The organism is Loktanella sp. F6476L, assembly GCF_023015725.1.
Lineage (GTDB): Bacteria > Pseudomonadota > Alphaproteobacteria > Rhodobacterales > Rhodobacteraceae > Yoonia.
In genome coordinates this window covers 168297-192187 of record NZ_JALKAR010000005.1, presented here as the reverse complement: position 1 = coordinate 192187, position 23891 = coordinate 168297, and the positions used below count along the sequence as shown (strand labels likewise).

The 23891-nt window shown below is 55.0% G+C and carries 25 protein-coding genes; 11 read left to right on the top strand and 14 right to left on the bottom strand.

What is annotated here, in order from left to right:
* Positions 1-42 precede the first annotated feature (42 nt).
* A complete protein-coding gene (locus tag MWU61_RS12075; RefSeq protein ID WP_247128626.1) occupies positions 43-486 on the top strand; it encodes a YtoQ family protein in 444 nt (147 codons plus the stop codon).
* On the opposite strand, the gene MWU61_RS12070 is transcribed toward MWU61_RS12075, so the two are convergent.
* Complete coding sequence (locus MWU61_RS12070) at positions 483-1181, bottom strand: glutathione S-transferase N-terminal domain-containing protein (RefSeq protein WP_247128625.1); 699 nt, start codon at positions 1179-1181, stop codon at positions 483-485. The genes MWU61_RS12075 and MWU61_RS12070 overlap by 4 nt on opposite strands.
* A gap of 157 nt (positions 1182-1338) precedes the next feature.
* Here MWU61_RS12070 and mscL point away from each other — a divergent pair, with 157 nt between their 5' ends.
* Positions 1339-1752 carry a large conductance mechanosensitive channel protein MscL gene (gene mscL, locus MWU61_RS12065; protein ID WP_247128624.1) on the top strand — a complete coding sequence of 138 codons (414 nt, stop codon included), beginning with the start codon at positions 1339-1341 and terminating at the stop codon, positions 1750-1752.
* 57 nt (positions 1753-1809) lie between these two features.
* On the opposite strand, the gene ald is transcribed toward mscL, so the two are convergent.
* Positions 1810-2928, bottom strand: coding sequence for an alanine dehydrogenase (gene ald, locus MWU61_RS12060; protein WP_247128623.1), 1119 nt, complete (start codon positions 2926-2928; stop codon positions 1810-1812).
* 137 nt (positions 2929-3065) lie between these two features.
* Between ald and MWU61_RS12055 the strand changes: the two genes are divergently transcribed.
* Positions 3066-3524, top strand: a complete 459-nt coding sequence (locus MWU61_RS12055; protein ID WP_247128622.1) for an Lrp/AsnC family transcriptional regulator — start codon at positions 3066-3068, stop codon at positions 3522-3524.
* Positions 3525-3619: 95 nt separating this feature from the next.
* On the opposite strand, the gene MWU61_RS12050 is transcribed toward MWU61_RS12055, so the two are convergent.
* Genes MWU61_RS12050 through MWU61_RS12040 form a run of 3 tightly spaced genes read right to left on the bottom strand, consistent with a single transcriptional unit; the run spans position 3620 to position 5138 of the window.
* Positions 3620-4027, bottom strand: a complete 408-nt coding sequence (locus tag MWU61_RS12050) for a hypothetical protein (RefSeq protein ID WP_247128621.1) — start codon at positions 4025-4027, stop codon at positions 3620-3622.
* A 50-nt stretch (positions 4028-4077) separates the two neighbouring features.
* The gene (locus tag MWU61_RS12045) at positions 4078-4545 is read right to left on the bottom strand and encodes a nuclear transport factor 2 family protein (RefSeq protein ID WP_247128620.1); all 468 of its coding nucleotides are present in this window, start codon (positions 4543-4545) and stop codon (positions 4078-4080) included.
* A gap of 56 nt (positions 4546-4601) precedes the next feature.
* Entirely contained in the window at positions 4602-5138 is a 537-nt protein-coding gene (locus MWU61_RS12040; RefSeq protein WP_247128619.1) for a redoxin family protein, read from the bottom strand.
* 70 nt (positions 5139-5208) lie between these two features.
* Between MWU61_RS12040 and MWU61_RS12035 the strand changes: the two genes are divergently transcribed.
* Complete coding sequence (locus MWU61_RS12035; RefSeq protein WP_247128618.1) at positions 5209-5826, top strand: TetR/AcrR family transcriptional regulator; 618 nt, start codon at positions 5209-5211, stop codon at positions 5824-5826.
* 89 nt (positions 5827-5915) lie between these two features.
* On the opposite strand, the gene MWU61_RS12030 is transcribed toward MWU61_RS12035, so the two are convergent.
* Positions 5916-7511 (bottom strand): choline dehydrogenase, encoded by a 1596-nt coding sequence (locus tag MWU61_RS12030; protein WP_247128617.1) that lies wholly within the window; start codon positions 7509-7511, stop codon positions 5916-5918.
* Positions 7512-7627: 116 nt separating this feature from the next.
* Here MWU61_RS12030 and MWU61_RS12025 point away from each other — a divergent pair, with 116 nt between their 5' ends.
* From MWU61_RS12025 to MWU61_RS12010, 4 genes are all read left to right on the top strand, one after another.
* Positions 7628-8860 (top strand): TRAP transporter substrate-binding protein, encoded by a 1233-nt coding sequence (locus MWU61_RS12025; protein ID WP_247128616.1) that lies wholly within the window; start codon positions 7628-7630, stop codon positions 8858-8860.
* A 114-nt stretch (positions 8861-8974) separates the two neighbouring features.
* On the top strand, positions 8975-9643 hold the full coding sequence (locus tag MWU61_RS12020) for a TRAP transporter small permease subunit (protein ID WP_247128615.1): 669 nt from the start codon (positions 8975-8977) through the stop codon (positions 9641-9643).
* Positions 9643-10998, top strand: a complete 1356-nt coding sequence (locus MWU61_RS12015) for a TRAP transporter large permease (RefSeq protein ID WP_247128614.1) — start codon at positions 9643-9645, stop codon at positions 10996-10998. Before MWU61_RS12020 ends, MWU61_RS12015 begins: the two co-directional genes overlap by 1 nt.
* Positions 10999-11010: 12 nt before the next feature.
* A complete protein-coding gene (locus tag MWU61_RS12010) occupies positions 11011-11790 on the top strand; it encodes an IclR family transcriptional regulator (RefSeq protein WP_247128613.1) in 780 nt (259 codons plus the stop codon).
* Positions 11791-11802: 12 nt separating this feature from the next.
* Here the strand turns inward: MWU61_RS12010 and MWU61_RS12005 are convergent, their stop codons facing one another.
* The 8 genes from MWU61_RS12005 to iolD all read right to left on the bottom strand — a co-directional run bounded on the left by MWU61_RS12005 (position 11803) and on the right by iolD (position 20569).
* On the bottom strand, positions 11803-13206 hold the full coding sequence (locus tag MWU61_RS12005) for a serine/threonine-protein kinase (protein ID WP_247128612.1): 1404 nt from the start codon (positions 13204-13206) through the stop codon (positions 11803-11805).
* A 109-nt stretch (positions 13207-13315) separates the two neighbouring features.
* A complete protein-coding gene (locus MWU61_RS12000; protein WP_247128611.1) occupies positions 13316-14038 on the bottom strand; it encodes a sterol desaturase family protein in 723 nt (240 codons plus the stop codon).
* A gap of 69 nt (positions 14039-14107) precedes the next feature.
* Entirely contained in the window at positions 14108-15094 is a 987-nt protein-coding gene (gene iolG / locus MWU61_RS11995) for an inositol 2-dehydrogenase (protein WP_247128610.1), read from the bottom strand.
* Positions 15095-15098: 4 nt separating this feature from the next.
* The gene (locus MWU61_RS11990) at positions 15099-15941 is read right to left on the bottom strand and encodes a class II fructose-bisphosphate aldolase (protein WP_247128609.1); all 843 of its coding nucleotides are present in this window, start codon (positions 15939-15941) and stop codon (positions 15099-15101) included.
* An 85-nt stretch (positions 15942-16026) separates the two neighbouring features.
* Complete coding sequence (locus MWU61_RS11985) at positions 16027-16869, bottom strand: 5-deoxy-glucuronate isomerase (RefSeq protein ID WP_247128608.1); 843 nt, start codon at positions 16867-16869, stop codon at positions 16027-16029.
* 3 nt (positions 16870-16872) lie between these two features.
* Positions 16873-17871: a 5-dehydro-2-deoxygluconokinase gene (gene iolC / locus MWU61_RS11980; RefSeq protein WP_247128607.1), complete on the bottom strand. Its 999-nt coding sequence runs from the start codon at positions 17869-17871 to the stop codon at positions 16873-16875.
* The gene (locus tag MWU61_RS11975; RefSeq protein ID WP_247128606.1) at positions 17868-18707 is read right to left on the bottom strand and encodes a phytanoyl-CoA dioxygenase family protein; all 840 of its coding nucleotides are present in this window, start codon (positions 18705-18707) and stop codon (positions 17868-17870) included. Before MWU61_RS11975 ends, iolC begins: the two co-directional genes overlap by 4 nt.
* Complete coding sequence (gene iolD, locus MWU61_RS11970) at positions 18707-20569, bottom strand: 3D-(3,5/4)-trihydroxycyclohexane-1,2-dione acylhydrolase (decyclizing) (protein ID WP_247128605.1); 1863 nt, start codon at positions 20567-20569, stop codon at positions 18707-18709. The genes MWU61_RS11975 and iolD overlap by 1 nt, the downstream gene beginning before the upstream one ends.
* An 84-nt stretch (positions 20570-20653) precedes the next feature.
* Between iolD and MWU61_RS11965 the strand changes: the two genes are divergently transcribed.
* From MWU61_RS11965 to MWU61_RS11955, 3 genes are all read left to right on the top strand, one after another.
* Positions 20654-21757 (top strand): Gfo/Idh/MocA family oxidoreductase, encoded by a 1104-nt coding sequence (locus MWU61_RS11965; RefSeq protein ID WP_247128604.1) that lies wholly within the window; start codon positions 20654-20656, stop codon positions 21755-21757.
* Positions 21758-21771: 14 nt separating this feature from the next.
* Complete coding sequence (locus tag MWU61_RS11960; protein WP_247128603.1) at positions 21772-22662, top strand: TIM barrel protein; 891 nt, start codon at positions 21772-21774, stop codon at positions 22660-22662.
* 67 nt (positions 22663-22729) lie between these two features.
* On the top strand, positions 22730-23887 hold the full coding sequence (locus MWU61_RS11955) for a Gfo/Idh/MocA family oxidoreductase (RefSeq protein ID WP_247128602.1): 1158 nt from the start codon (positions 22730-22732) through the stop codon (positions 23885-23887).
* Positions 23888-23891: the final 4 nt, after the last annotated feature.

Sequence of the window (23891 nt, the reverse complement as noted above, 5' to 3'; positions counted from 1 at the left end):
AACCCCCGGGATATTTGAGGCCAAAAGAAAGGGAACGTCCCGATGAAAGTCTATCTGTCCGGTGAAATTCACACTGATTGGCGTGATGAAATTATTGCGGGTGCAGGCGCGCTTGACGTGACCTTCGCAGCCCCCGTGACCGATCACGCCGCATCTGATGATTGTGGTGTGGCGATCATGGGCGAAGAGCCTGATAAATTCTGGCATGACCACAAGGGTGCAAAGCTCAACGCGATCCGCACGCGGCACGGGATTGAAACCGCTGATATTGTGGTTGTCCGGTTTGGTGAGAAATACAAACAGTGGAATGCCGCGTTTGATGCGGGCATGGCGGCAGCGCTTGGTAAATCATTGATCGTGGTGCATGGCGCGGATCATCAACATGCGCTGAAGGAAGTGGATGCTGCGGCATTGGCCGTTGTGGAAACGCCGCAGCAAGTGGTTCAGATTCTGGAATACGTCCTGTCAGGATCGCTTCCGGGTTAAACGGGCCGCGCCGGAATGTTCATAGCTTTGCCCACGGCAGGGCGCGTCATGAAACGTTCCAGATAGGCGGGCACGTTTTTCAGGTCGTCAAAACCGACAGCGTCCCGCGTTCCGTAGAAATTCAACGCGTTTAGCCAAGGCGCGATCGCCATGTCTGCGATGGAATAGTCACCGGCGATCCAGTCTTTGCCTTCCAGCGCGCCATCCAACACGGCCAATAACCGTTTGGCTTCGTCACGGTAGCGTTCGCGCGGGCGGGGATCTTCGATTTCTTTACCTGCGAATTTGTAGAAAAATCCCATTTGACCAAACATCGGCCCAAGGCCACCCATCTGGAACATCACCCATTTCGTGATCTCTGCTTTTTCGGCAGCGTTGGTCCCAATGAACTTGCCGGATTTTTCACCCAAATACAGCAGGATCGCGCCGCTTTCCCACAACCCGATCGGGCCTGTCGGGCCATTCGGATCAATGATCGCAGGGATTTTGTTGTTTGGGTTCAGCGACAGGAATTCGGGGCTTTTGACGTCGCTGTCAGATAGCGTCACCAAATGTGGTTCATAGGCAAGACCCATTTCTTCAAGCGCAATGGATACTTTGACGCCGTTTGGTGTTGGAAAGGAATACAGTTGGATGACGCTTGAATCTTTGGGGGCCCAACGTGTCGTGATTGGGAAGTTAGCGAGAGATGTCATGTGACATAGCCTTAAATAAGAAAACGTTATTCCCAACTTAGGGGGAATGGCCCTGAATAAAACCCATGGAAATCTATCACGACTGCAGTAAAGATGTGCGTATTCGCGCAGCTGGCATCAGATCAGACGCGTTTGGAACTGAAATGTGGGGACTACAATGATCAACGAATTCAAAGATTTTATCGCCAAAGGCAATGTCATGGACATGGCTGTTGGTATCATCATCGGTGCGGCGTTCACGGCAATCGTGGGCAGCCTTGTGGCCGACCTTATCAATCCAATCATCAGCCTCTTCATGGGCGGTCTGGACTTTAGCGGCATGTTCGCAATTCTGGGCGACGGCGAGTTTGCAAACATCACAGCCGCTGAAGAAGCAGGCGCTGCGGTCTTCGCATACGGTCGTTTCATCATGGCCATCATCAACTTCCTGATCATCGCGTTTGTGGTGTTCATGCTGGTGAAAGCAGTGAACAAAGCCAAAGGTCCTGAAGAAGAAGCAGCACCAGAAGAGCCAAAAGGCCCAACACAAGAAGAACTGTTGGCCGACATTCTGGTACAGTTGAAGAAGTAACTCGCGTTCTTTGCGAAGTGAGAAAGGCCCGCACATATTGTGCGGGCCTTTTGCGTTTTAGGCTTTCAAAGCAAGCTGCGGCGACAACACGTCAATCCCCAACGCCTTGCCGACTGCGAAATACGTCAACTTGCCTGCGTGAACGTTCAGCCCGTTCAACAAATGCGGATCATCCTCGCAGGCCTGACGCCACCCCTTGTCGGCCAAAGCCAGCATAAATGGCATCGTCGCGTTCCCAAGCGCGATGGTAGACGTGCGGGCCACGGCCCCCGGCATGTTGGCGACGCAATAATGCATGATCCCGTCGACGTCGTAGATTGGATCTTGGTGGGTCGTGGCTTTTGAGGTCTCAAAACACCCACCCTGATCAATCGCCACGTCGACAAGCGCCGCACCCGGTTTCATCTCGGACAGCTGCGCGCGTGAAATCAATTTGGGCGCAGCCGCACCGGGGATCAGGACAGCCCCCACAACCAGATCAGCCTCGCGGACCAATTCAATCGTATTGCCAGCACTGGCATAAGACGTCTTGAACTGGCCGCCAAACACATCGTCGAGATACCGCAAACGGGGCAGGGACCGATCCAGCACAGTCACATCCGACCCCATGCCTGCCGCGATTTTCGCGGCATGTGTCCCAACAACGCCGCCACCGATCACAACCACTTTCGCAGGACCAACGCCCGGCACACCACCCATCAAAACACCGCGTCCACCGTTTGCCTTTTGTAGTGTCCACGCACCAACTTGCGGCGCAAGACGGCCAGCAACTTCAGACATCGGGGCCAGCAAAGGCAGGCCGCCGCGATCGTCAGTGACGGTCTCATAAGCAATGCACGTCGCACCAGAGGCGATCAGGTCATGGGTCTGTTCGGGATCAGGGGCGAGGTGTAGATACGTGAACAGGATTTGCCCTTCGCGCAGCATTTTACGCTCAATCGCTTGGGGTTCTTTGACCTTTACGATCATGTCGGCGGCGGCAAATACTTCGGCGGCTGTGCCTACCATCTGGGCACCTGCGTCCGCGTAGTCGGCGTCAGTAAATCCAGCGCCGACACCTGCGCCAGCTTCCATCGTAACGGTATGGCCGTGGGCGACGGCTTCGCGGGCGGCGTTTGGTGTCAGGCCAACGCGGAATTCCTGTGGCTTAATCTCTTTGGGGCAACCGATGTGCATGGTGATTCTCCTTCTCCCTATCGCCCGATAGTCTGCCGCTCTGGTTGCAAATGCTTGTGGAATACCGTTGCTTGTTAGCGAAACCATTCGTAGGTTCGTGCAAGTCTGCAGTGAATATTCGAAGGATCGTGCGCCAAATGGAAATAGACCACATCGACCGCCGCATTCTAGAGGTGCTGCAAAAATCGGGCCGGATGTCGAATGCGGACCTGTCGGAAATGGTGAACCTGTCGGCCTCTGCCTGTCATCGTCGGGTACAGCGTTTGGAAAAAGACGGCTTCATTCGGGACTACGTGGCGCTGCTAAACCCGCGCAAGGTCGGGCGACCGACAACCGTGTTTGTCGAAATCACGTTGTCAGGGCAGGCCGATGAAGTGCTAGACGCTTTTGAGAAAGCCATCGCGCGCATCCCCGATGTTTTGGAATGTCACCTGATGGCGGGGACGGCGGACTATCTGCTCAAGGTCGTGGCTGGCGACACCGAAGATTTCGCCCGCATACACCGCCGCTACCTCGCAACGCTCCCCGGGGTGGCACAAATGCAATCGTCATTCGCGCTGCGAACAGTGCGAAACACAACAGCGATGCCGGTTTGATTGTGAATAGCTGGATTGCGGGACGAAGAGGCCATATCGTCGCGTTGCTCGAATGGCCGCTTCCTCAATTTATACTGGGATAAAACTCTCAGAGGTTACGCATCTGCGGCTTGATCACGTGTCATTATGATTTCGCGCGTGATCTGCCACCGGCCATCTTCAAACACGAAGTCGATACTAAGCGAGATAAGCTGATAGCGCCCTGTCGCCTTGTTCTTTCGGCTGACGACGATGTGGCCGTGCGTGTCGTCAGCTTCGACGAGGTGATATTTCACCCATGGATTATCGTCTTTCAAAGCACCCATATTCTCTTTGATGAACGCCATGAACCCGCTCTTGTCGTTGCGCATCAACGTGCCGTCGTTCAACAGAACATAGGTCTGCATGTCACGGTGATAGAGGTTGTTTAGAACCTCGAACGAGTGCCCGGAGACGCCATGGATCAATCCATCCAACGTTTCTTGGACGGAGGCTGCATTCGCGTGATTTTCGGTCATGGCCATTGGTGGCTTCCTTTCGGATGTTTGCTTTTCAGGAGGCAGGATTTGCTGGGTCATTCCGTGGCGTAGTTGCTGAACATATCCAGTACGATCCGCCAAGGGGCATCTTCGTTTTCACGTTCAAGGACGTAGATGTACGACCCTTCGAGCTGAAAATCGTGGGCTTCGACTGAAGCTCGTGTCACGCCTTTCATGACGGCTTGTGTGCCGTCGTCAGAGATGAAGAGGTCTTCGACCGTATGCGACAAGTCGCCTTGGTTCTCGCTCATGAAGACGATGGTTTGCAAAGGAACGCCATCACGACCCTGTGCTGGAGGTGTCGCAGGTGCGATCCAAAACGTATTTTCATCGTAGAGAGCGACCAACCCGTCGGCGTCATGTGATGCGGCCAGTTCATTGAACCGGTTGTTGAATGCGATCAGGCTTTCGCGCGTGTCGGCTTGGGCCTGAGTTTCAGCAAAGGCGGGCAGTGCCAGAGAGGCAAAGATGGCAATAGTAGTGAGGGCGGATGTCAAGCGCATGTGCTTGTCCTTTCAAGTTCGTATAGAGATTTTTGGGAGTTAAAAGAGAACTTGCCTTATGCGGCGCGTGTCCCTCGGATTGGGTAGTTGTTCTCAGGGTTGCGAATGAACCGAAGACCCCCAAGTAGGGTTTTCAAATCGGGACGGGCAAATGGTGCATTCGAAATATCTGTGACCTGCACCTGACCATCAGCATTTACAACGAATATACCGGGTTCTGCGAAGGGGCGATCTGTTTCATTCGCAGACCGAGGGTCAGAAACGTAAAGGCCAAGGGCGTGCATTTGATCCAGGCTCAACCCGAAGCCGACAGGGTAGCTTGGCCGCACCAGAGCAATCTGATCAGTCGCTTTGGCTTCAGGATCAGCGGAAACCGCCACAACATCTACGCCAAGAGCATGCAACTCGGGCAGCAGTGTTTCCAGTTCCTTTAGGTAGCTGGTGCACACAGGGCAATGCTTGCCGCGATAGACAACCACCATCTGCCAATCATATCCCTCTTGAGGAACGCCAATCGTCAATTCGCCCCCACCCAACTTGGCGACTTCGATTGCTGGAAACTGTGATCCAGCAGGTATTTTATGTGATGACATTTTGTAGTCCTTGCGTTTTGTTATGATCGTTATAAAAAAAACTCAAAGCGAAACGTCAAGGAATTTTGTGGTGATCGTTACAAAAAGAGTGGGGCGACCTAAAGCATTCGACCGCGACGAGGCCCTTACCAAGGCAATCGGCGTGTTCTGGAAGCAGGGATATGAAGGGGCATCAATGAAGCTGCTGACAGACGAGATGGGGATCAATAGCCCCAGTCTCTATGCAGAGTTTGGCGACAAGCTTGGCCTCTACCTTGAAGCCATTAACAGCTATGCGACGAATGATGCCTGTACGCCGTTGGTTGCTCTGGAAACAGTGCCCGACATTCGTGAAGCGGTCCGAGCATTCTTCGACGCAGTAGTCGACTACTCGACGCACCATGCTAGCGGAGCGAAGGGGTGCTTTCTTGTCTCGTGCGTTGCGACAAGCGCTGGACATGTTGACGGTACCGCAGAAATGCTGCGTGACGCGATCACCGCCACAGACGAACGCATCAAAACGCGCTTCGATCAAGAAATAGAGAAGGGATCACTTCCAAAGGATTTCCCAAGCGCCGAACGCGCCAAACTGATGTTTGATTTGCGTCAAGGCATGGTGTTTCGAGCGCGAGCTGGTTTCTCTGATGATAGACTAGAGAGTGACGTAGATAAGTACGTTCGCGCAGTTTTGTCAGCACCCGAAAGCTGACTTTCACAAGCGCTGCAACATCGGTCGAATTGGGCTCAAAGCAGACGCAAGGGTCCTGTCCTAACGTTCAAGCCTTTGAGCCCCCGAAATCACCCATCCTCCAATATCAAATCAGACGCCTTTTCTCCGATCATAATCGCGGGCGCGTTGGTATTGCCTGACACGATCTCTGGCATGATCGAACAATCCGCGACGCGCAGCCCGCTGATCCCGTGTACCCGCAACCGCGAATCGACGACCGCGTTATCGCCTTCACCCATCCGGCAGGTGCCCGTCGGGTGGTAGATCGAAGCCGTGTTGTTGCGTGCCCAATCCAACGTTTGATCGTAGTCATCCATCGGCATGTCTTTGTTCGGACGGTATTCTTCCGAAATTTTTTCAGTCAGGGGCGCATTGCGGGCAATTTTGCGGGCGATATTCACACCTGCAACAACCGTATCGCAGTCGGTTTTCGTCGACAGGTAGTTCGGAATGATCGCCGGATAAGCGCGGGGATCGGATGATTTCAGGCGAATCTCTCCCTTTGATTCGGGACGCAATTGGCAGACTGACATCGTGAACGCCGAAAATTTGTCAGCCCCTTTACCTGGATTTTCAGCCGATAAAGGCTGGACGTGGAATTGCACGTCAGGCGTTTCGACCTCTGGCCGTGTCTTCATAAAACCGGTGGCAAGGGACGCGGCCATGGCCATCGGACCGGTGCGGGTGGTGATGTATTTCAACCCGATTTTGGCCTGACCGAACAGCGATGACACCTCGTCGTTCAGTGTCGGTTCGTGGGTCTTGTAAACCAGCCGCGCTTGCAGGTGATCTTGCATGTTTTTGCCAACGGCCCGCAGGTCCTGCTTCACCTCAATCCCGTTTTCGATCAACTGCTCTGCGTCGCCGACGCCTGACAGCATCAATATCTGTGGAGAGTTGATCGCCCCCCCCGACAACACGATTTCTTTGCCCGCTTTGACGATCTGCTTTTTGCCAGCACGGTCTGTATATTCGACACCCACAGCACGCCTGCCTTCGATGATCACGCGGTCCACTTGGGCATGTGTCCGAATCTCGAGGTTCGGACGTCCCTTGATAGGATTCAGATATGCGACAGCCGCAGAACACCGACGACCATTTCGGGCGGTTAGTTGAAAAAAGCCAACGCCTTCTTGGGTTTCGCCATTGTAATCGGGATTGAACGGATAACCGGCGGCTCCGGCGGCGGCGACCCATGCATCGGTGATCGGGCGCTGAATACGCATGTTGGAAACGGACAGCGGCCCTTGGTCGCCATGGAAATCATCCGCACCGCGTTCGTTGTTTTCCGCGCGTTTGAACAGCGGCAAAACATCGTCCCACGACCAGCCGGTATTCCCCATCTGGGCCCAGCGGTCATAGTCCTGCGCTTGACCGCGCACATATAGCAAACCGTTCAGGGACGACGATCCACCTAGAACCTTGCCGCGCGGCCATTCAATCGACCGGCCATTCAGGCCGGGATCGGGTTCCGTCTTATAACACCAATCGACTTTGGGGTTATGGATCGTTTTGAAATAGCCAACGGGGATATGAATCCACGGGTTGATATCACGCCCACCTGCTTCAAGCAGGATGACCTTGTTCGTTGGATCGGCGCTCAACCTATTGGCAAGCACGCAGCCAGCTGACCCGGCTCCGACGACGATGTAATCTGCGTGCATTTCGACCCCTTCCTGCGATTGTTGAAAAAAAGTCTATGCAGAACGCTCATCCCATACTAGTCTTTTTTTGAAACTAAAAGTCTCAATAATACGAGACGCCAAAGGGAGGAACTACAATGAGTGTTGGAAACAAGCTAAGTCAGATCTCGCGTCGTGATCTGTTTAAGCTCGCGGGCCAGTACGGGATGAGCAGCACGCTCATGGCGGCTGGTACGTTTGGTGGCGCGATGTCACTGGGCAATCTGGCGTCCGCTGCTGAATCGACATACGAACGCCGCTTCGCGAAAGAAGCAAAGCACACGCTAAAATTTGGCGCTGCGGGCTTTAACGCACGCAACTTGCTGATCGAGCGCGCTGGCGCACTTGAATTTGCACGTGATCTGGAGGCCCGTACTGACGGTGAGATCCGTGTCGAATTTATCGGCGACAACCAAATCTGCGGTCAGACATCCTGCGTTGAGAAAACACAGCAGGGTATCGTAGACATCTACGCTGCATCCACACAGAACTCTGCGGGTGGTGCGCCATACCTCAACGTTCTGGATTACGCGTATATGTTCCGTAACCGTGCGGATCAATACCATTTCTTGTACTCTCCGAAATCTCAGGCATTGCTGCGTGATCCATATGAAAAGCGCCACGGCCTGAAATTCTTGTTCTCACACGCTGAATTGCGCGGCATCCAGCTGGGTCTGGCATGGGAAGACAAGGACACAGTCACAAGCATCGACCAGCTTGCAGGCACAAAGAACCGCGTTACAGGGACACAGCTTGGCCGTATCGCCATGGAAGCGTTGAACCTGAACCCAGTTCCAGTGGCTTGGGAAGAAACACTTGATGGTCTGAAGCAGGGCCTGATCGATGGTGCTGAAACTTGGGCGTCTGCGGTTGCATATGCGAACATGTCACCTGTTGTATCCCAGTCCGTTCACCTGAACTTCTTCTGCGGGACAGAGCACACAGCAATGTCAGCATCCATCTTTGATGGCATGACAGGCGAATTGCAGGATGCGATCATGGAATCGTCTTACTGGGCACAGACACACGTGCAGGCCGCAAACGAAGCCGCACTTGTGAAAACTGTTGGTCAGTCTGATCCACAGCTTCCAAACACAATCTTCGCGCAAAACAACGTCCGCAACGCGTTCTTGTCAGCCGAAGAAATTCGCAAAGCCGAAGAAATGTGTTCACCAGAATTCCAACCGCAGCTGTGGGAAGAATGGCGTGAGCGGCTTAACGGCTGGTCCGGTGGTCTGGATACGTATCAGGAAATCTATGACGAAGTACGCACAATCGATGCGGACACGCTTCCTGAAAATGTTGAACCACGCCGCTGGTGGAAGGGCTAATTTAGCGCCTTACGCATTGCGAGGGCCGGCCGAGGGAGGAACTGTTCGGCCGGCCCTTTCACATAGAACGCATTCCGCGCAGGCGCGGTTTATCAAGTTGGGGGAGACCTTCGGATGTCACTTATCACCGAAGCATTGGCAGTCGTGCCAGCCATCTTTTCAGGTTCTGCCTGGGAGATGCGGGACGCTTTTTATACAGATGGAATGTGGCTCTTCTGTTTCTTTTTAACGATTGCCGCAGGATTTCTGGGGCATTATTTTTTCCGGTTCCTGCCGTTTATGGATCGCCACCTTGAACGCGGTATCGCAGTTGCGACTTATATCATGATCGCAGCGATCATCTGCTGGGGCGTTATCGACCGGTTCGTATTTTCCAGCCAATGGTCTGGGTCAACGACAGTGCCGCCGTTCCTGTTCATGATCATGGCATGGTTCGGGTGTTCGTATAACGTCCGCCTGCGGACCCACCTCTCCTTCAACGAATTTCGTAACAAGATGTCGCGCAACGGCCAGATGGCTGCGCTGACAATGGACACTGTGCTTTGGTTCGGCTTCTGCTGGATCGCGATCACAACGTCACTGAAATTCACCGCGTATTCCGCCGACAACTTCCAGTTGGTTGATGGCGTCGACAACACAATGAAGTGGTGGTTCTACATCACCGTCCCTGTGGCCTTTGGACTGATGTCCGGCCGCGTATTTGGAAACTGGATCGAGGATTGGAAGAACTACAAATCCGGTGATCCAATCTTGAAACAAGCTGTTATTGGGGGGGACGTCTGATGACTGATGGTACTTTGATTACGCTCATATCTGTTGGTGTGACGATCCTTTTCATGCTCGGCGCGCCCGTGCTTCTGGTCATTTTCTATTGGGTAATCGGCTGTAGCTTTGTCATCGACCTGCCCATCGACAACACAGGCAATGAACTGCTGAACGTGTTTAACAAAGGCTTCGCGCTTCTGGCGATGCCGCTGTTCATCTTGACAGGGGACTTGATTAACCAATCAGGGATCGCCCGACGATTATCGGATTTCGCCTATTCCTGTCTTGGCTGGTTGCGCGGCGGTCTGGCAATGGCGTCATTGGCAGCATGTGGTCTGTTCGCAGCGATCTCTGGGTCGAACTCAGCGACGACAGCAACCATCGGGTCCATGTTGCACCCTGAAATGGTCAAAGGCGGCTACGACGAACGGTTCTCGGCGGCGACAGCTGCTGCGGGCGGTACGGTCGGGATCATCATTCCGCCGTCCATCATCTTCATCGTTTACGGCTTCTTGCTGAACCTGCCGATCTCTGACCTGTTTGTCGCCGGGATCATTCCGGGTGCGTTGATGGTCTTGGCCATGATGACCGCGTGTTTCATCATCTGCACGCTGAACGGTTGGGGCTACCTGATCCGTTTGTCCGTAAGCCGCATCTTCAAAACGGCCATCGGGGCTTGGCTTGGCTTCTTTGCCATCGGTCTGGTGCTTTGGGGTATCTACACCGGCAAGTTCTCTCCGACTGAAGCCGCAGGCGTAACCGTTGGGTTCTGTATGCTTGTGGGTCTTCTGTGCTTCCCGTTGAACAAAATCATGGGCAGCAGCGCGGATTTGCCAGCCGAAGAAAAAAGCGTTCTGTCCATGTTCGTGGTCGAAGGGTTCACCTTGCTACAACTGCCATCCATCGTGTCGCGCTCTGCGCAGATCACAGGCATCCTTGTGCCACTGATCGCGGTTTCTGTGGCGATGCAGCAGGTGATGTCATCACTTGGGGCGAAAGAATACATCGGTGACTTTGTGACGGGGATGGGCGGCTACTATGCAGTTCTGTTCACTTCCATGGCCATCGTGTTCGTGACTGGGATGATCCTTGAATCCCTGCCAGTGACGATCATTCTTGCACCAATTTTGGCGCCGATCGCAGCCTCTGTGGGCGTCGATCCAATCCACTTCTCGGTGATTTTCCTTGTTGGGGCATCTATCGGGTTCATTACACCGCCGTACGGGTTGAATTTGTACGTCGCGTCAGGTGTGACAGGCGTTCCATACTTTAGATTGTTACGTTACACGGTCCCATACCTCGTCGCGCTGATCTCAGTCTGGTTCCTTGTAGCACTGACACCGGAGTTGGCGTTGATGTTGCTCCCTGAGTAAGTGGAAATAAAAATGGCACGCGACGATCTAAACGAGAAACAGAACATCCCAACCAATATGCGGTTGCTCTTGTTGCTCGAAGAGGTCGCAGCGACCGGTGTGCCTGTCACACCCACCGAAGTGAACAGTCGGCTTGGCCTGCCCAAGCCGACGATCCACCGCCTATTTGCTACCCTCGAAGAGGCAGGTTTCCTGCAACGTGATATCGACGGACGATCCTACAGTCCGGGCCGCAGGCTGCGGCAAATGTCGGTCGATATTCTATCAAGCTTACGAATCAGAACCGCGCGGCTTGCCGTGCTGAACGCACTTGCGTCAGAGGTCGGCGAAACCTGTAACGTCGCCACTCCTGACCGCGATGCGATGATCTATTTGGATCGCGTCGAAACCAAATGGCCACTGCGTATTCAGTTGCCTGTCGGGACGTCGGTCCCGCTGCATTGCACAGCGTCCGGTAAGATGTACCTGTCGTCGCTACAGCCCAGCCATCTGGAACAATACCTTGGGGCGGCGCATCTGGAAGAAATGACGCATCAGACGATCACCGATCCAGTTAAGCTGGCAGAACGGCTGTCGCAAATCAAAGAACAGGGTTATTCGACCGACAACGCCGAATTCATGGAAGACATGGTGGCATGCGCCGTCCCGATCTTGGATGGGCGCGGGCGTCTGGTGTCCACACTGTCGATCCACGCACCGACACAACGCATGAGCCTTGACGACGTCAAAGCACATGTTCCGTTGATGCATGAAACAGCAGCGAAGCTAACGCATCTGGTTCTGGACGACTAAAGCTCTGGGCGTTTAAAGACCGGCCAACTGAACGACGGCTTCTGCATTGCTCAGCGCGGCAAAACATGCGGCCAATACAACCATGACAGCAGCGACCAGCTTCAGGTTCAGACCGCGAGACCGCTTTGTCTGCTCAGGGCCTTCCTCATGACATTCCGGCATCGGTTGCGGAACAATCGTTGGATCCAGCGACATCGGCTTGAACGGCGGGATCGTCTTTTGACGACCAAAGCGGCCAGCAAATTTCGGCCTTTCGTCCAGTTCAATTGCACCATCATCAACGCCGTTGCGGGTTTCTTCGTTGAATTCTTTCACCCAGTCAGCAACGTCAGTTGACGTGTTTTCCTGCAGCAATTCCAACGGGGTTTTCTTTAGTGGGGTCGGTGGAATTGTCAGCAATTCCTTGTTTGTCTCGGACACCAGACTGGTCAGCGTCATTCCAAGACTTTCGTTCACAACAGGGCGGACATAATCGTCGACATGCGTGTTGTGCGGATCAACCATTTCAAACCACGCACGGGCGGACTGGAGACGGTCTTTCGGGGCGATCTGCATCGCTTTGTCGATCGCGGCCAAGAACAATTCGTCATATTCAGGGAATGAACCGACCAGCGGACGGCAAGGATCAGGGTTCTTTACCGCAATTTCGGCAACGCGGGTCTGACTGTTCACGGGGGCTTCACCCGAAATCAGATGATAGAACGTGGCGGCCAACGCATAAAGGTCGCTGCTTTCGTTCTGATTGCTGCCAGCGAAATAGAATTCCTGCGGAGAATATCCGTCTTTCACAACCATCAGCGTCGATACGGTGCGGGTCTTCTTGCTTGCCTCTTCACGAGCAGCACCAAAGTCGATCAGGAACGGATTGCCCCATTTATCCAGCAGGATATTGTCAGGCGAAATGTCACGGTGCAGCAAATCGTGTGCATGCACCAGTTCAATGGCGTCTAGGACCTTGAACAACATGTCGCGGATTTGGGTAGGTGTTAGATCGCGATTGTCATCTTCAATGATCTCTTTCAGATCACGCCCTTCGATCAGATCAAGCGCCATATAGGCGGTGTGATTGTCTTCGAACACACGGTGCACGCCAACGATATTGGGGTGGCGCATCTTCGCGATACTGCGGGCTTCGCGCATGAACATGTGCACGATGGATTTGTACTGGTCTTGATGTGTGGAAGACCGAACGATGACGCTACAATTGTCGCGGCGGTTACAGAATGCCTCTGGGAAGCATTCCTTGATCACAACGGTCCGGTTCAGGCTGTTGTCGCGGGCGAGATAGGTAATCCCGAAACCACCACGGCTAATCTGGCCTGTGATGGTAAATTCGCCGTCCATCAGCAACGTACCGTCAGGAAGACCTACGTCGTCAGAAGAGACATCATCAATCAACTTTGGTATCGCGGTCATACGGTCACCGGTCATCGCGCGGGAAATAGCGCGTCCTTCACATTATAAAACTGTTGGCACATCTGACGACGCGAATGTGTTGGATTTGAGACGAATTTGAGGAATCCTGCTACACAGCAGCTGCGCGCGCGACCTCGGCACTGGTCAAACCGTATTTCGGGGCGAAGCGTTGGCGGGCCGAAACAAGGCGCGGATCATCAGGCCGCAATCCCAAAGTGCGAATAAATTCAATGCGCTGTTGTGATCGCAGCGTGTCGCGATCAATGGCCGTGCCCATCGCCCGATCAATGACCTCACCTCCGGGCGACACGTGAAACCATTTCGAAAAGTCGCGGAAATGATGCTGGTTGTGCAGCGTCGTGACATACCGCTCAACCCGCGTTTTCGGAATATTCAGGTGCGACGTCATGTGGAACCACTCGTACCCCAAGAACGTCAAAACCTCACCCACGACAACAATCGCAACCGCAATTTCAAAGGCAAACGGCAGTCCGATTATCGCAGCAACGCCCCAAACCAGACCAAAGTTGAACGCTAAAACGGGTAAGGCGACCCAGACCGGTACAAAGAACAACCCGTGGTTCGTCGGGAAATCGTGATGTCCGTAATGCGCCTGATACAGCAGATCAAAGACCCACTGTCGCTTCGGCGGCGGCAAGTGAAACACATAGCGATGCAGGTTGTATTCGTTCAGCATTTGGGCACCGATCCCAAGCGGGACAAGCAGCCAAACCCACCACGGGGCACTGACGAGCACGACAATGCCAACAGCGGCGGCAAGTGCCATAAGAACGACGCTCAAATGCGAAAACATGATCTTTAGTCGCGCCATACTAGCCTCCCGCGTGGGGGAAGCATTGGCGCGACCACCAGACCTGTCAAACGCGACGCTACGACAGCGTTAAATCGCGACAGGCTGACCCGTTTCGCAGCTTTGCGTCGCGGCATCGGCTAGCATCTGTGCCTGCAACCCATCGTGGATCGTCGGGGTGACGGGGGAACCTTCGTTCAGGCACGCCACAAAATGCTCCATCTCGCGACGGTACGCGCTCTCGTACCGCTCAAGGAAGAAATTCAGCGTGGGCGCACGGCGATAACCAGCCTCTGTCGCGACCTCGACTGTATTTTCAAGATGGTTCTCGGCGCGCAGCATCCCCTTCGCACCATGCACTTCGATCCGCTGGTCATAGCCATAGGTGGCACGACGCGAATTGCTGATCTGACAAATCTTGCCGGACGCCGTTTTCAGCATCACACCAGCAGTATCCACATCACCGGCTTTCCCGATCTCGGGATCAACCAAGGCAGACCCGTAGGCAACAACCTCAATCGGGTCTTCACCTAACAGGAAACGCGCCATATCCAGATCGTGGATCATCATGTCGCGGAAAATGCCGCCTGACGATTTTACATAAGACAGTGGGGGCGGAGACGGGTCGCGGGAGAGGATCGTCACCATCTCGACGTCCCCCACTTCACCAGCTTTGATCCGCGCCTGCACATTGGCAAAGCTCGGATCAAAGCGGCGATTGAAAGCGGTCATAAACTGAACGCCGGTTTCCTCGACGATCTTAATCAGGTCGCGAATGCGATCCGCAGACATATCGACGGGCTTTTCGCAGAAGATATCTTTGCCCGCTTTTGCGGCGGCGGCGATCAGGTCAAAATGCGTGTCGGTTGGGGTGCCAATCACGACGGCATCGACGTCTTCGGACAGCATAATCGTGTCGTTATCCCGCACTTCGGCGCCAAGCGTATCAGCCAGCGCTTTCGCAGTTTCGGGAAAGAAATCTGAAACGGCCGTCACCGTTGCATTGTCCATGCCACGGATCGTACGGGCATGCACTTGGCCAATGCGGCCAGCGCCTAACAAAGCGAGTTTGATCATCGTTTTAGCCTTTCATCATAGGGGCCGCAAAAGCGCGCAGAACAGTCTCTGCAGCGGCTTGAACGGGGGCATGGGTGTCTTTGAGGATCGTGTTGCGATCAAAACGATCAGGGTCTGCATTCACGGCGTCGCGCAAGGCGGAACCAAATGCCATGCGTAATTCAGTACCAATGTTAAATTTGCACACGTTTGATGTCTTAGCCAGCAACGTGCGTTGATCCATCGGAACACCGGACCCACCGTGAATAACCAGCGGCACGGTTGTCACAGCCTCAATCGCTTTGATCCGGTCCATGTCCAAACCGCCGGATTTATCTTGCTGCAAATGGACGTTGCCGACGGACACAGCCATCGCATCGACGCCGGTCTCTGCTGCAAAAATCGCAGCCTCTTCCGGATCAGTGCCGGCAGATGCCTCGCCATTATCATACCCCACGAAACCAATCTCGCCTTCGCAGGAAATACCAGCGGCATGGGCCATGTCCGCGATCTTTTTCGTCTCGGCGATATTGTCGCGCAACGCCTTTCTCGACGCATCAAACATCAAAGACGTGAAACCGCTGTCCAGCGCCTCAGAACAATCATCATAGGTGTAACCGTGGTCCAGATGAGCGACGACAGGGACCGACGCATGCTCTGCCAAATGGCGGAACATCTTCCCCAAAATCGGCAGCGGGGTATGTTCGCGACAACCGGGTCCGGCCTGTAAGATCACAGGACACCCCACGGCTTCGGCAGCGGCGACATAGGCGCGCATATCTTCCCAGCCAAGGGTCACAAGACCCCCAACGGCATAACCGTCTTTCAGGGCTGGTTGCAGAACGTCTTTCAGTGTGACAAGAGGCATGCGTATTCCTTCAGCATAGCGCTTGTGGAGAGTGCGGACCCTCCGGGGGGGGTATTTAAGACCAAAAGAAGCGGGGCGCGGTGCCCTACTTGAACTTCGCGATCATATCTTTGATGCCTGGAATCGTTTCCAACTGATCCGCGTGGGATGGCTGGAAAAACTGCACGAGGCTGCGTTGCGACAGACCACCAAGGATCGTGAAATAATACATCTCGTAGCCCGGAAGAACGGCACAAGGATGATAGCCGCTGTCGAGACAGATCGTTGATCCATCGACGAGATGATAGGCATCACCCGCTTTGCCGTCTTCGCGTTGCAGCATCTGCACGCCAGATCCGTGGTTCGGTTTGAAACGGAAATTGTAGGTCTCATCATGGCGCGTCTCAAGCGGCAGGCGGTCGGTGTCATGTTTATGCGACGGGAAACCGGACCATCCACCAGCGCCCACCGTAAATAGTTCCGACACCAGCAAACGGCCGACTTTATCGTGGTATTTCGTGCCCAAGATATGTTTGATCTTGCGGTGCGTTTTCGTGTCGTCGGACCCGTACTGCACCTTGTCCAGCTCATCAGAGCGGACAGCGAAGGCGTCCAGCACCTTGTCGTAACGCGCACCCGCGACGAACACTTCGGCCTCGTCGGACATGCAGGCCATCGTAGCCTTAGCCGCTGTCGGGACATAAACACCTTCAGGTTCACCGTCCCAAACGTCAACAACACGGTGGCCCAATCCGGCGACCTTGAACCCTTCGATATCGACGTCAATTGTACCGGTCGCAGGCACGATGCAGGTCTCGTAACCGGGCACGCTGTATTCAAATGCCTGACCCTTTTTCAGCTTTACGATGTTGAAATAGTTCAGCGGCACAGTGGCGTCATCGACATCGACGATTGGATTGTTCTGGTTATCAAACGGGGCAATATGCATGGTTTATCCTTCGTCGCGCGGCACAGATGCGCCGGAGTGAGTGTTCAAAAATTCTGTAAGATCAGCAGGGTAGGGCATCGCAGGCGCGCAGCCCGGTTTGCCGACGACGATGGCCGCACAAGCAGAACCGCGCAAAACGGCCTCTTCCAGATCGTAACCATCGGCGATGGACGACAGCATGCCCGCCATAAAACTATCGCCGGCCCCTGTCGGTTTCAGGGCCGTGACGTTGTAGATGCCGGTGCGCAGTTCACCGTCTTTGGTAATCGTCACGGCGCCATGTTCGCCCATCTTGTAGACAACAATGCTGGCCGTGGTGGCCGCTAGTTCGCGAGCCTTATCGAGCCCTTTTTCAATGCCGCCAGCCATAAACCCGAATTCTTCGTCATTGCCGACGATCACGTCCGATAGGGCACCAGCACGAGACAGCACATCGGCCGCGACCTGTGGCGATGGCCAGCTATAGGGGCGGTAATCCACGTCAAAGATAATCGGCAATCCGGCCTTTCGGGCCAGATCAAACGCGGTAAAGGCCGCCGTGCGCGACGGTTCCGCGGCAAACACAGTGCCCGCCGTCACCAAAGCGCCAAAGCGTTGGTAATCAACCGCGCGAACATCATCCTCTGTCATTTCAAAGTCAGCCGCGCCATTGCGGTAGATCACCGACTGATGCCCCGCGATCCGACTTTCGTATAGGGCCAGCGAATTGCGTGCTTCCCCGCCGACGGTTTTCACGTAGGTATCATCAACGCCGTATTTGTCGCGCAGCATCTTTTGGCAGGTGCGCCCGACTGCGTCATCAGACACAGATGTGACCAACGCAGCTTTGCCGCCCAGCTTCACGATCCCAGCGGCGATATTGGCGGACGATCCACCCATGTCTTTGGTAAACGACGTGGCCTCTTCGATCCCGATCCCAACCTCGGTCGGAAACAGATCAAGCCCCACGCGGCCTACAACGACAAAGTCGTTTTTCCGAATGCCTTCAATCACATCGTTCACTTGCGACCTTCCGCATTCCCGCCTGCATCGGCGTCCAAAATCTTAGGGTATGGGTAATTCATGCCAAGCAGTTGGCGCATATCCGGGCTGGCTGCATCGAGGAACTCTTGCGGCAAAGCAGCGGGCATATCCTCCAGCGGTTTGACCCATTTCGGCAGATAGTTGATCAGCACAGCATTGCGATCATGGTCGGCGTTATTGGGCATCGCACAATGCCACATCACACCGTAAAACAGCACCACATCACCGACATCGCCGGTCATCTGTTCGCATTTATCGTAGAAATTGTCGGCCTCTGTCGGATATCGCAGTTCCTTTTGCGATCCGGGCACATAGCCGGTCGCGCCGCTTTCCACTGTAAATGGATCAAGAATAATCGACACCTGCGCGTTCATCGGGAAAGACCCGTTTAGCCCAATCGGATGGCTGTCCGCGTTGTAAAAATCCCAGTAGGGGTAATCGACATGCGGTTCCTGTCCCGGTCCACCGGGTAGGATGCGGTTCGCAGCGATAGAGCCCATGATGAACTCTGTCCCCAGAAACTTGCGCAGGATATCCATCAACACAGGATGGGCGGCCATCCGTGAAAACACCTCACCTTTCGCCAGCAAATTCCAAACCCTACGTTGCAGGTTCAGTTTGCCATCATCGGCCGCAGCCGCTTGAAAATGCGTGGTCTTGTCGGCGTCATTTTCGGAATGCGCCATAATGATCCGGCGGGCTTCCGCAATATCCGCATCGTCAAACAGATCAGAGATCGCAACGACCCCATCGCCATTCAGCAGGGCGTCGACAATCGTATCAGGATCGGCAGTTTCGGCTGTAAAGCGCAGCATCAGACACCCTTCCGCTGTTTCGGACGCGAGGATTCCCAATCGACATGGGCTTCACGCACTTTGTCAGACGTGGTGATATGTGGCGTGCCAACTTCCCACCACGCGTGGCCCTCAGTCGTCCAACCTTCGTACGGATCGACGTTCATCACGATGACGCTGGTGTTTGTCGCCTCTTTCGCGCGTCTGAATGCTTCGCCCAATTCGGCTGCGTTAGACACGGTTTCCGCATTGGCGCCCATCGCGCGGGCGTGCGCTTCAAAATCCACCCCAACTTGGTTCACAGCCGTTGGCGTATCCGCGATCAGGTTGTTGAAGCTCTCGTTGCCAGTGTTGTTTTGCAGCTTGTTGATGACCGCAAAACCACCGTTATCCAGCACGCAGATGATCAACTTCTTGCCCGTCAGTACGGCGGAATAGATGTCTGAATTCATCAACATATATGATCCGTCACCTGTGAAGACGACCGTATCCGCATCTGGTTCATTCTCTGCCTGCGCGATCCGCGCACCCCAGCCGCCTGCGATCTCGTAGCCCATACAGGAAAAGCCAAATTCAACATCGACAGTCCCGATATCCAGCGTTTTCCAGTTCGCCGTGACTTCCGCAGGAAGCCCACCAGCCGCCGCAACAACGCGGTCACGCGGGTCCATCAGATCGTTCACGACGCCAATGGCTTGGGCGTAAGAATTCGGGCGGTTCCCCGGTTTGCAGTTCTCCGCGACATAAGCGTCCCACTTTTTGAGCTCGTCTTGGGCAAAAGCGGTCCAATCCGCAGGGGCCTTATAATCGGTGTCCATCGACGCGAGGCAAATCGCGGCATCGCCAACCACAGTCAGCGACATATGTTTCGCGGCGTCATGGCGACCAACGTTGATCCCCACAATCTTTGCGTTATGGGCAAACGCCGTCCACGATCCGGTGGTGAAATCTTGTAAACGAGTCCCAACGGCGAGGATCACATCAGCCTTTTCAGCAATACTATTCGCCGAATCCGACCCCGTGACCCCAATCGGGCCGCAGTTCAGCGGATGATCGTTGGTCATATTCGCACGACCCGCGATGGTCTCAACCACAGGAATGCCTGTGGCCTCTGCGAAAGCGGTCAGCTCTGCCACAGCTCCAGAATACTGGACACCACCGCCTGCAATAATCATCGGACGTTTAGCCGATTTCAGCAGGGCCATCGCGTCGACAACCTCTTCCATATCAGGGGCTTGGCGGCGAATGCGGTGCACGCGTTTGTCAAAGAACGACAGCGGATAATCATACGTCCAGCCCTGCACGTCTTGCGGCAGGCCGATGAACGCAGGACCGCAATCGGCAGGGTCCAGCATCGTGTTCAACGCGGCAGGCAGGGAATTGATCACCTGCGCAGGATGTGTGATGCGGTCCCAGAACCGCGATACGGCCTTGAAAGCATCATTCACACCCAACGTCGGGTTCCCGAAATGCTCTAACTGCTGGAGAACCGGATCGGGCAGGCGGGTCAAAAACGCATCGCCGCACAACATCAACATCGGCAGACGGTTCGCATGGGCCAACGCAGCAGAGGTCAACAGGTTCGCGGTACCTGGCCCAGCCGAAGCTGACGCAAACATAAACCGACGCCGCAAATGATACTTCGCATAGGCGGCCGCCGCGAACCCCATCCCCTGTTCGTTCTGACCACGATAAACGGGCAGTTCATCGCGATGATTATACAACGCCTCGCCCAAACAGGTGACGTTGCCGTGGCCAAAAATGCCAAAGCCCCCGCCGCAGACACGGGTCTCGACCCCGTCGATTTCGATATATTGGTTGGCAAGCCAGCGGATGATGGCTTGGGCCGTGGTCAGGGTCACGGTGTGGTTTTCAGTGGTCATTGCGTTTCGCCCATTGACGGTCATTCGATTCCTAGGTTACTCATTTTGCAACCGGTTGCAAACCGTAAATTGATTGGACAAGCAATGAAGCAGATTGGCATTGGGATCGTGGGCGGCGGCTACATGGGCAAAGCGCATGCTGTGGCGCATTCTGCCGTTGGCGCTTTATTCGATACGGCACTGCGACCGCGGCTCGAAATGGTCTGCGCGACCAATGATGCATCCGCAGATAAATACAGAAATGCCTATGGATTTCAGCGGGCTACGTCCGATTGGAAAACGCTAGTGCTGGACGAAAAGGTAGAGGCAATCGTGATCGCCTCCCCCCAGTCCACGCACCGCGACATCGCTGAACTGGCCTTTAGTGTCGGCAAGCCCGTGTTCTGCGAAAAGCCGCTGGGCCGCGACGTCGCAGATAGCCGCGCGATGGTGGCCGCTGCCGAAAAGGCAGGGGCGATTAACATGAGCGGTTTCAACTACATCCGCACCCCCGCCAGCCAATTCGCAAAGCAATTGCTGGACGAAGGTGTCATCGGCGACATCACCAGTTTTCGGGGTGAGCATACCGAAGATTTCATGGCCGACCCGCAGGAACCCGCGACATGGCGGACGGACGGCATCGCAAACGGTTGTATGGGGGATCTATCCCCGCATCCGATCAATTGCGCACTGCGCCTGATGGGCCCGATCGAAAAACTGATAGCAGAGGTCGAAACCGTGATCCCAACCCGTCCCGGGGGCACGGTGACCAACGACGACCACGCGCAAATCATGTGCCGATTCGCATCCGGTGTGCTTGGCAATATCTACGTCAGCCGCACGGCGACGGGCCGCAAGATGGGGTACAAGTACGAAATCACAGGGACCAAAGGCGCGATTTATTTCGACGGCGAAGACCAGAATGCGATCCATCTCTACAAAATGGACGGACCTGACGCACAACGCGGCTTTACCAAAATCCTGACAGGTCCCGCGCACCCCGATTACAAACCCTTCTGCCTCGGCCCCGGTCACGGGACGGGCTATCAAGATCAAATCATTATCGAAGCCAAGGATTTCCTGACAGCAATCCACACCGGCGACAACATCTGGCCCACATTCCGCGACGGGATGGAGGTCAATCAAATCGTAGCTGCGTCGCTTGCATCCTCGCAGGCCAAGACATGGCTCAACGTCAACGACTTCTGAAGAAAGCACCTGTCATGACAATCACCATCGGCAACGCGCCCTGTTCTTGGGGCATCGAATTTCCGTCTGATCCAGCATACCCCACATGGGAATCGGTTTTGGACCAATGCGCTGCAGCGGGCTACACAGGCATCGAACTCGGGCCAATCGGCTACATGCCGGAAGACCCGGCAGTCTTGGCACCAGCCCTCGCAAAACGGGGCCTCAGCATTATCGGTGGCGTGGTTTTCCAGCCGTTCCATGACGCGGACAAATGGGACGTGGTCATGGATGCAGCGCGCCGGACCTGCGAAGCGTTGAAAGCACACGGCGCAAAACACCTCGTTCTGATCGACAGCATCTCACCACGTCGCGCACCAACAGCAGGCCGTGCTGACGAAGCTGAACAAATGGACGATGCCGAATGGGCAGCTTTCCGTGACCGGATCGTGGCCGTGGCGAAAATGGGGGCCGAGGAATACGGCCTGACCGTCGGCATCCACGCACACGCGGGCGGCTTCATCGACTTTGAACCAGAACTGGAACGTCTGCTGTCCGAAGTGGACGAAAGCATCCTCAAAATCTGCTTCGACACGGGCCACCATTCCTATGCTGGTTTTGATCCGGTTGCGTTCATGAAGAAACACATCAACCGCATCAGCTACATGCACTTCAAAGACATTGATCCCGTGGTGAAAGCCGACGTGGTCAAAAACCGCACCGATTTTTACAAAGCCTGCGGTCAGGGCATTTTCTGCAACTTGGGCGAAGGCGACGTCGATTTCCCAGCCGTGCGTCAGGTGCTTCTCGACAACGGCTTCACCGGCTGGTGCACGGTCGAACAAGACTGCGATCCCTCCATGCCCGGCACCCCGCTAGAGGACGCCGAATCCAACCGCAAATATCTCGAATCCATCGGCTTCTAGGGCTGCAACGGCAGTGCACGTGTTGTGCACGCAAGTCACAAGCTGATTTTTGGTAAGGAATACACAGATGACAAAACTCAAATGGGGCATGATCGGCGGCGGCGAAGGGTCGCAAATCGGACCAGCACACCGGCTCGGCGCGGGGCTCGACGGGCTGTTCGACTTTACGGCTGGCGCACTTGATCACCGGCCTGACGAAGGCATCGATTACGGGAAACGCCTAGGTCTGGGTGATCGCGCCTACGGGTCGTGGCAGGACATGTTAGAAGGCGAGAAAAAGCGCGGCGATGATCGCGTTGATCTTGTGACAGTGGCAACGCCAAATGCGACTCATTACGAGATTACAAAGGCTTACCTCGAAGGCGGGTTTCACGTTCTTTGCGAAAAGCCAATGACAATGACGGTCGAAGAAGGCGAAGCTATTGTCGAAATCGCCAGCAAAACTGGTAACATCTGCGCGGTGAATTACGGCTACTCCGGCTATTCACTCGTGCGGCACATGAAAGCCATGATCGCACGCGGCGACATCGGCGCGGTGCGGGTCGTTAACGCAGAATTCGCACATGGGCACCATGCTGATGCGACGGACGCCGATAACCCCCGCGTGCGCTGGCGGTATGATCCGGCACAAGCAGGCGTTTCGGCGCAATTCGCAGACTGCGGCATCCACGCTATGCACATGGCGTCGTTTGTCACAGGGCAGGAGGTCACGAAACTCTCGGCAGATATCGTATCCGCAATTCCTGTGCGGACTCTCGAAGACGACGCGATGGTCAATTTCCGCATGGATGGGGGTGCAGTAGGCCGTCTTTGGACCAGCTCCATCGCGATTGGTCGGCAGCACGGTCTCGGCATCCAAGTCTTTGGCGAAACAGGCGGGCTTCGCTGGTCACAAGAACAGCCGAACCAACTGTACTACATGCCGCTGGGCGAACGCTTGCAAGTCATCGAACGGGGTGAAGCAAACCTGTCGCCCGAGGCAGATCGCACAACCCGCGTCACCATCGGCCACGCCGAAGGTATGCCTCTTGCTTTCGCCAATATTTACAAAGACTTGGCCGAAGCAATCAGCGCCCGCAAAGAAGGGCGTGTCATGGATGCAGCGGCAAATCTGTACCCCCGCGCTGAAGACGGCCTGCGGTCGATGGCAGCCGTTGTCGCAGTCGCGGAATCAGGCAAAGCAGACGGCCAATGGCGCGACGCACGCCCGCCAATGTTCCGCTAAACAA

Coding starts and splice junctions, on each gene's coding strand:
- MWU61_RS12075 (WP_247128626.1), top strand. CDS start 43: ATGAAAGTCTATCTGTCCGGTGAAATTCACACTGATTGGCGTGATGAA.
- MWU61_RS12070 (WP_247128625.1), bottom strand. CDS start 1,181: ATGACATCTCTCGCTAACTTCCCAATCACGACACGTTGGGCCCCCAAA.
- mscL (WP_247128624.1), top strand. CDS start 1,339: ATGATCAACGAATTCAAAGATTTTATCGCCAAAGGCAATGTCATGGAC.
- ald (WP_247128623.1), bottom strand. CDS start 2,928: ATGCACATCGGTTGCCCCAAAGAGATTAAGCCACAGGAATTCCGCGTT.
- MWU61_RS12055 (WP_247128622.1), top strand. CDS start 3,066: ATGGAAATAGACCACATCGACCGCCGCATTCTAGAGGTGCTGCAAAAA.
- MWU61_RS12050 (WP_247128621.1), bottom strand. CDS start 4,027: ATGGCCATGACCGAAAATCACGCGAATGCAGCCTCCGTCCAAGAAACG.
- MWU61_RS12045 (WP_247128620.1), bottom strand. CDS start 4,545: ATGCGCTTGACATCCGCCCTCACTACTATTGCCATCTTTGCCTCTCTG.
- MWU61_RS12040 (WP_247128619.1), bottom strand. CDS start 5,138: ATGTCATCACATAAAATACCTGCTGGATCACAGTTTCCAGCAATCGAA.
- MWU61_RS12030 (WP_247128617.1), bottom strand. CDS start 7,511: ATGCACGCAGATTACATCGTCGTCGGAGCCGGGTCAGCTGGCTGCGTG.
- MWU61_RS12025 (WP_247128616.1), top strand. CDS start 7,628: ATGAGTGTTGGAAACAAGCTAAGTCAGATCTCGCGTCGTGATCTGTTT.
- MWU61_RS12020 (WP_247128615.1), top strand. CDS start 8,975: ATGTCACTTATCACCGAAGCATTGGCAGTCGTGCCAGCCATCTTTTCA.
- MWU61_RS12015 (WP_247128614.1), top strand. CDS start 9,643: ATGACTGATGGTACTTTGATTACGCTCATATCTGTTGGTGTGACGATC.
- MWU61_RS12010 (WP_247128613.1), top strand. CDS start 11,011: ATGGCACGCGACGATCTAAACGAGAAACAGAACATCCCAACCAATATG.
- MWU61_RS12005 (WP_247128612.1), bottom strand. CDS start 13,206: ATGACCGCGATACCAAAGTTGATTGATGATGTCTCTTCTGACGACGTA.
- MWU61_RS12000 (WP_247128611.1), bottom strand. CDS start 14,038: ATGGCGCGACTAAAGATCATGTTTTCGCATTTGAGCGTCGTTCTTATG.
- iolG (WP_247128610.1), bottom strand. CDS start 15,094: ATGATCAAACTCGCTTTGTTAGGCGCTGGCCGCATTGGCCAAGTGCAT.
- MWU61_RS11990 (WP_247128609.1), bottom strand. CDS start 15,941: ATGCCTCTTGTCACACTGAAAGACGTTCTGCAACCAGCCCTGAAAGAC.
- MWU61_RS11985 (WP_247128608.1), bottom strand. CDS start 16,869: ATGCATATTGCCCCGTTTGATAACCAGAACAATCCAATCGTCGATGTC.
- MWU61_RS11975 (WP_247128606.1), bottom strand. CDS start 18,707: ATGCTGCGCTTTACAGCCGAAACTGCCGATCCTGATACGATTGTCGAC.
- iolD (WP_247128605.1), bottom strand. CDS start 20,569: ATGACCACTGAAAACCACACCGTGACCCTGACCACGGCCCAAGCCATC.
- MWU61_RS11965 (WP_247128604.1), top strand. CDS start 20,654: ATGAAGCAGATTGGCATTGGGATCGTGGGCGGCGGCTACATGGGCAAA.
- MWU61_RS11960 (WP_247128603.1), top strand. CDS start 21,772: ATGACAATCACCATCGGCAACGCGCCCTGTTCTTGGGGCATCGAATTT.
- MWU61_RS11955 (WP_247128602.1), top strand. CDS start 22,730: ATGACAAAACTCAAATGGGGCATGATCGGCGGCGGCGAAGGGTCGCAA.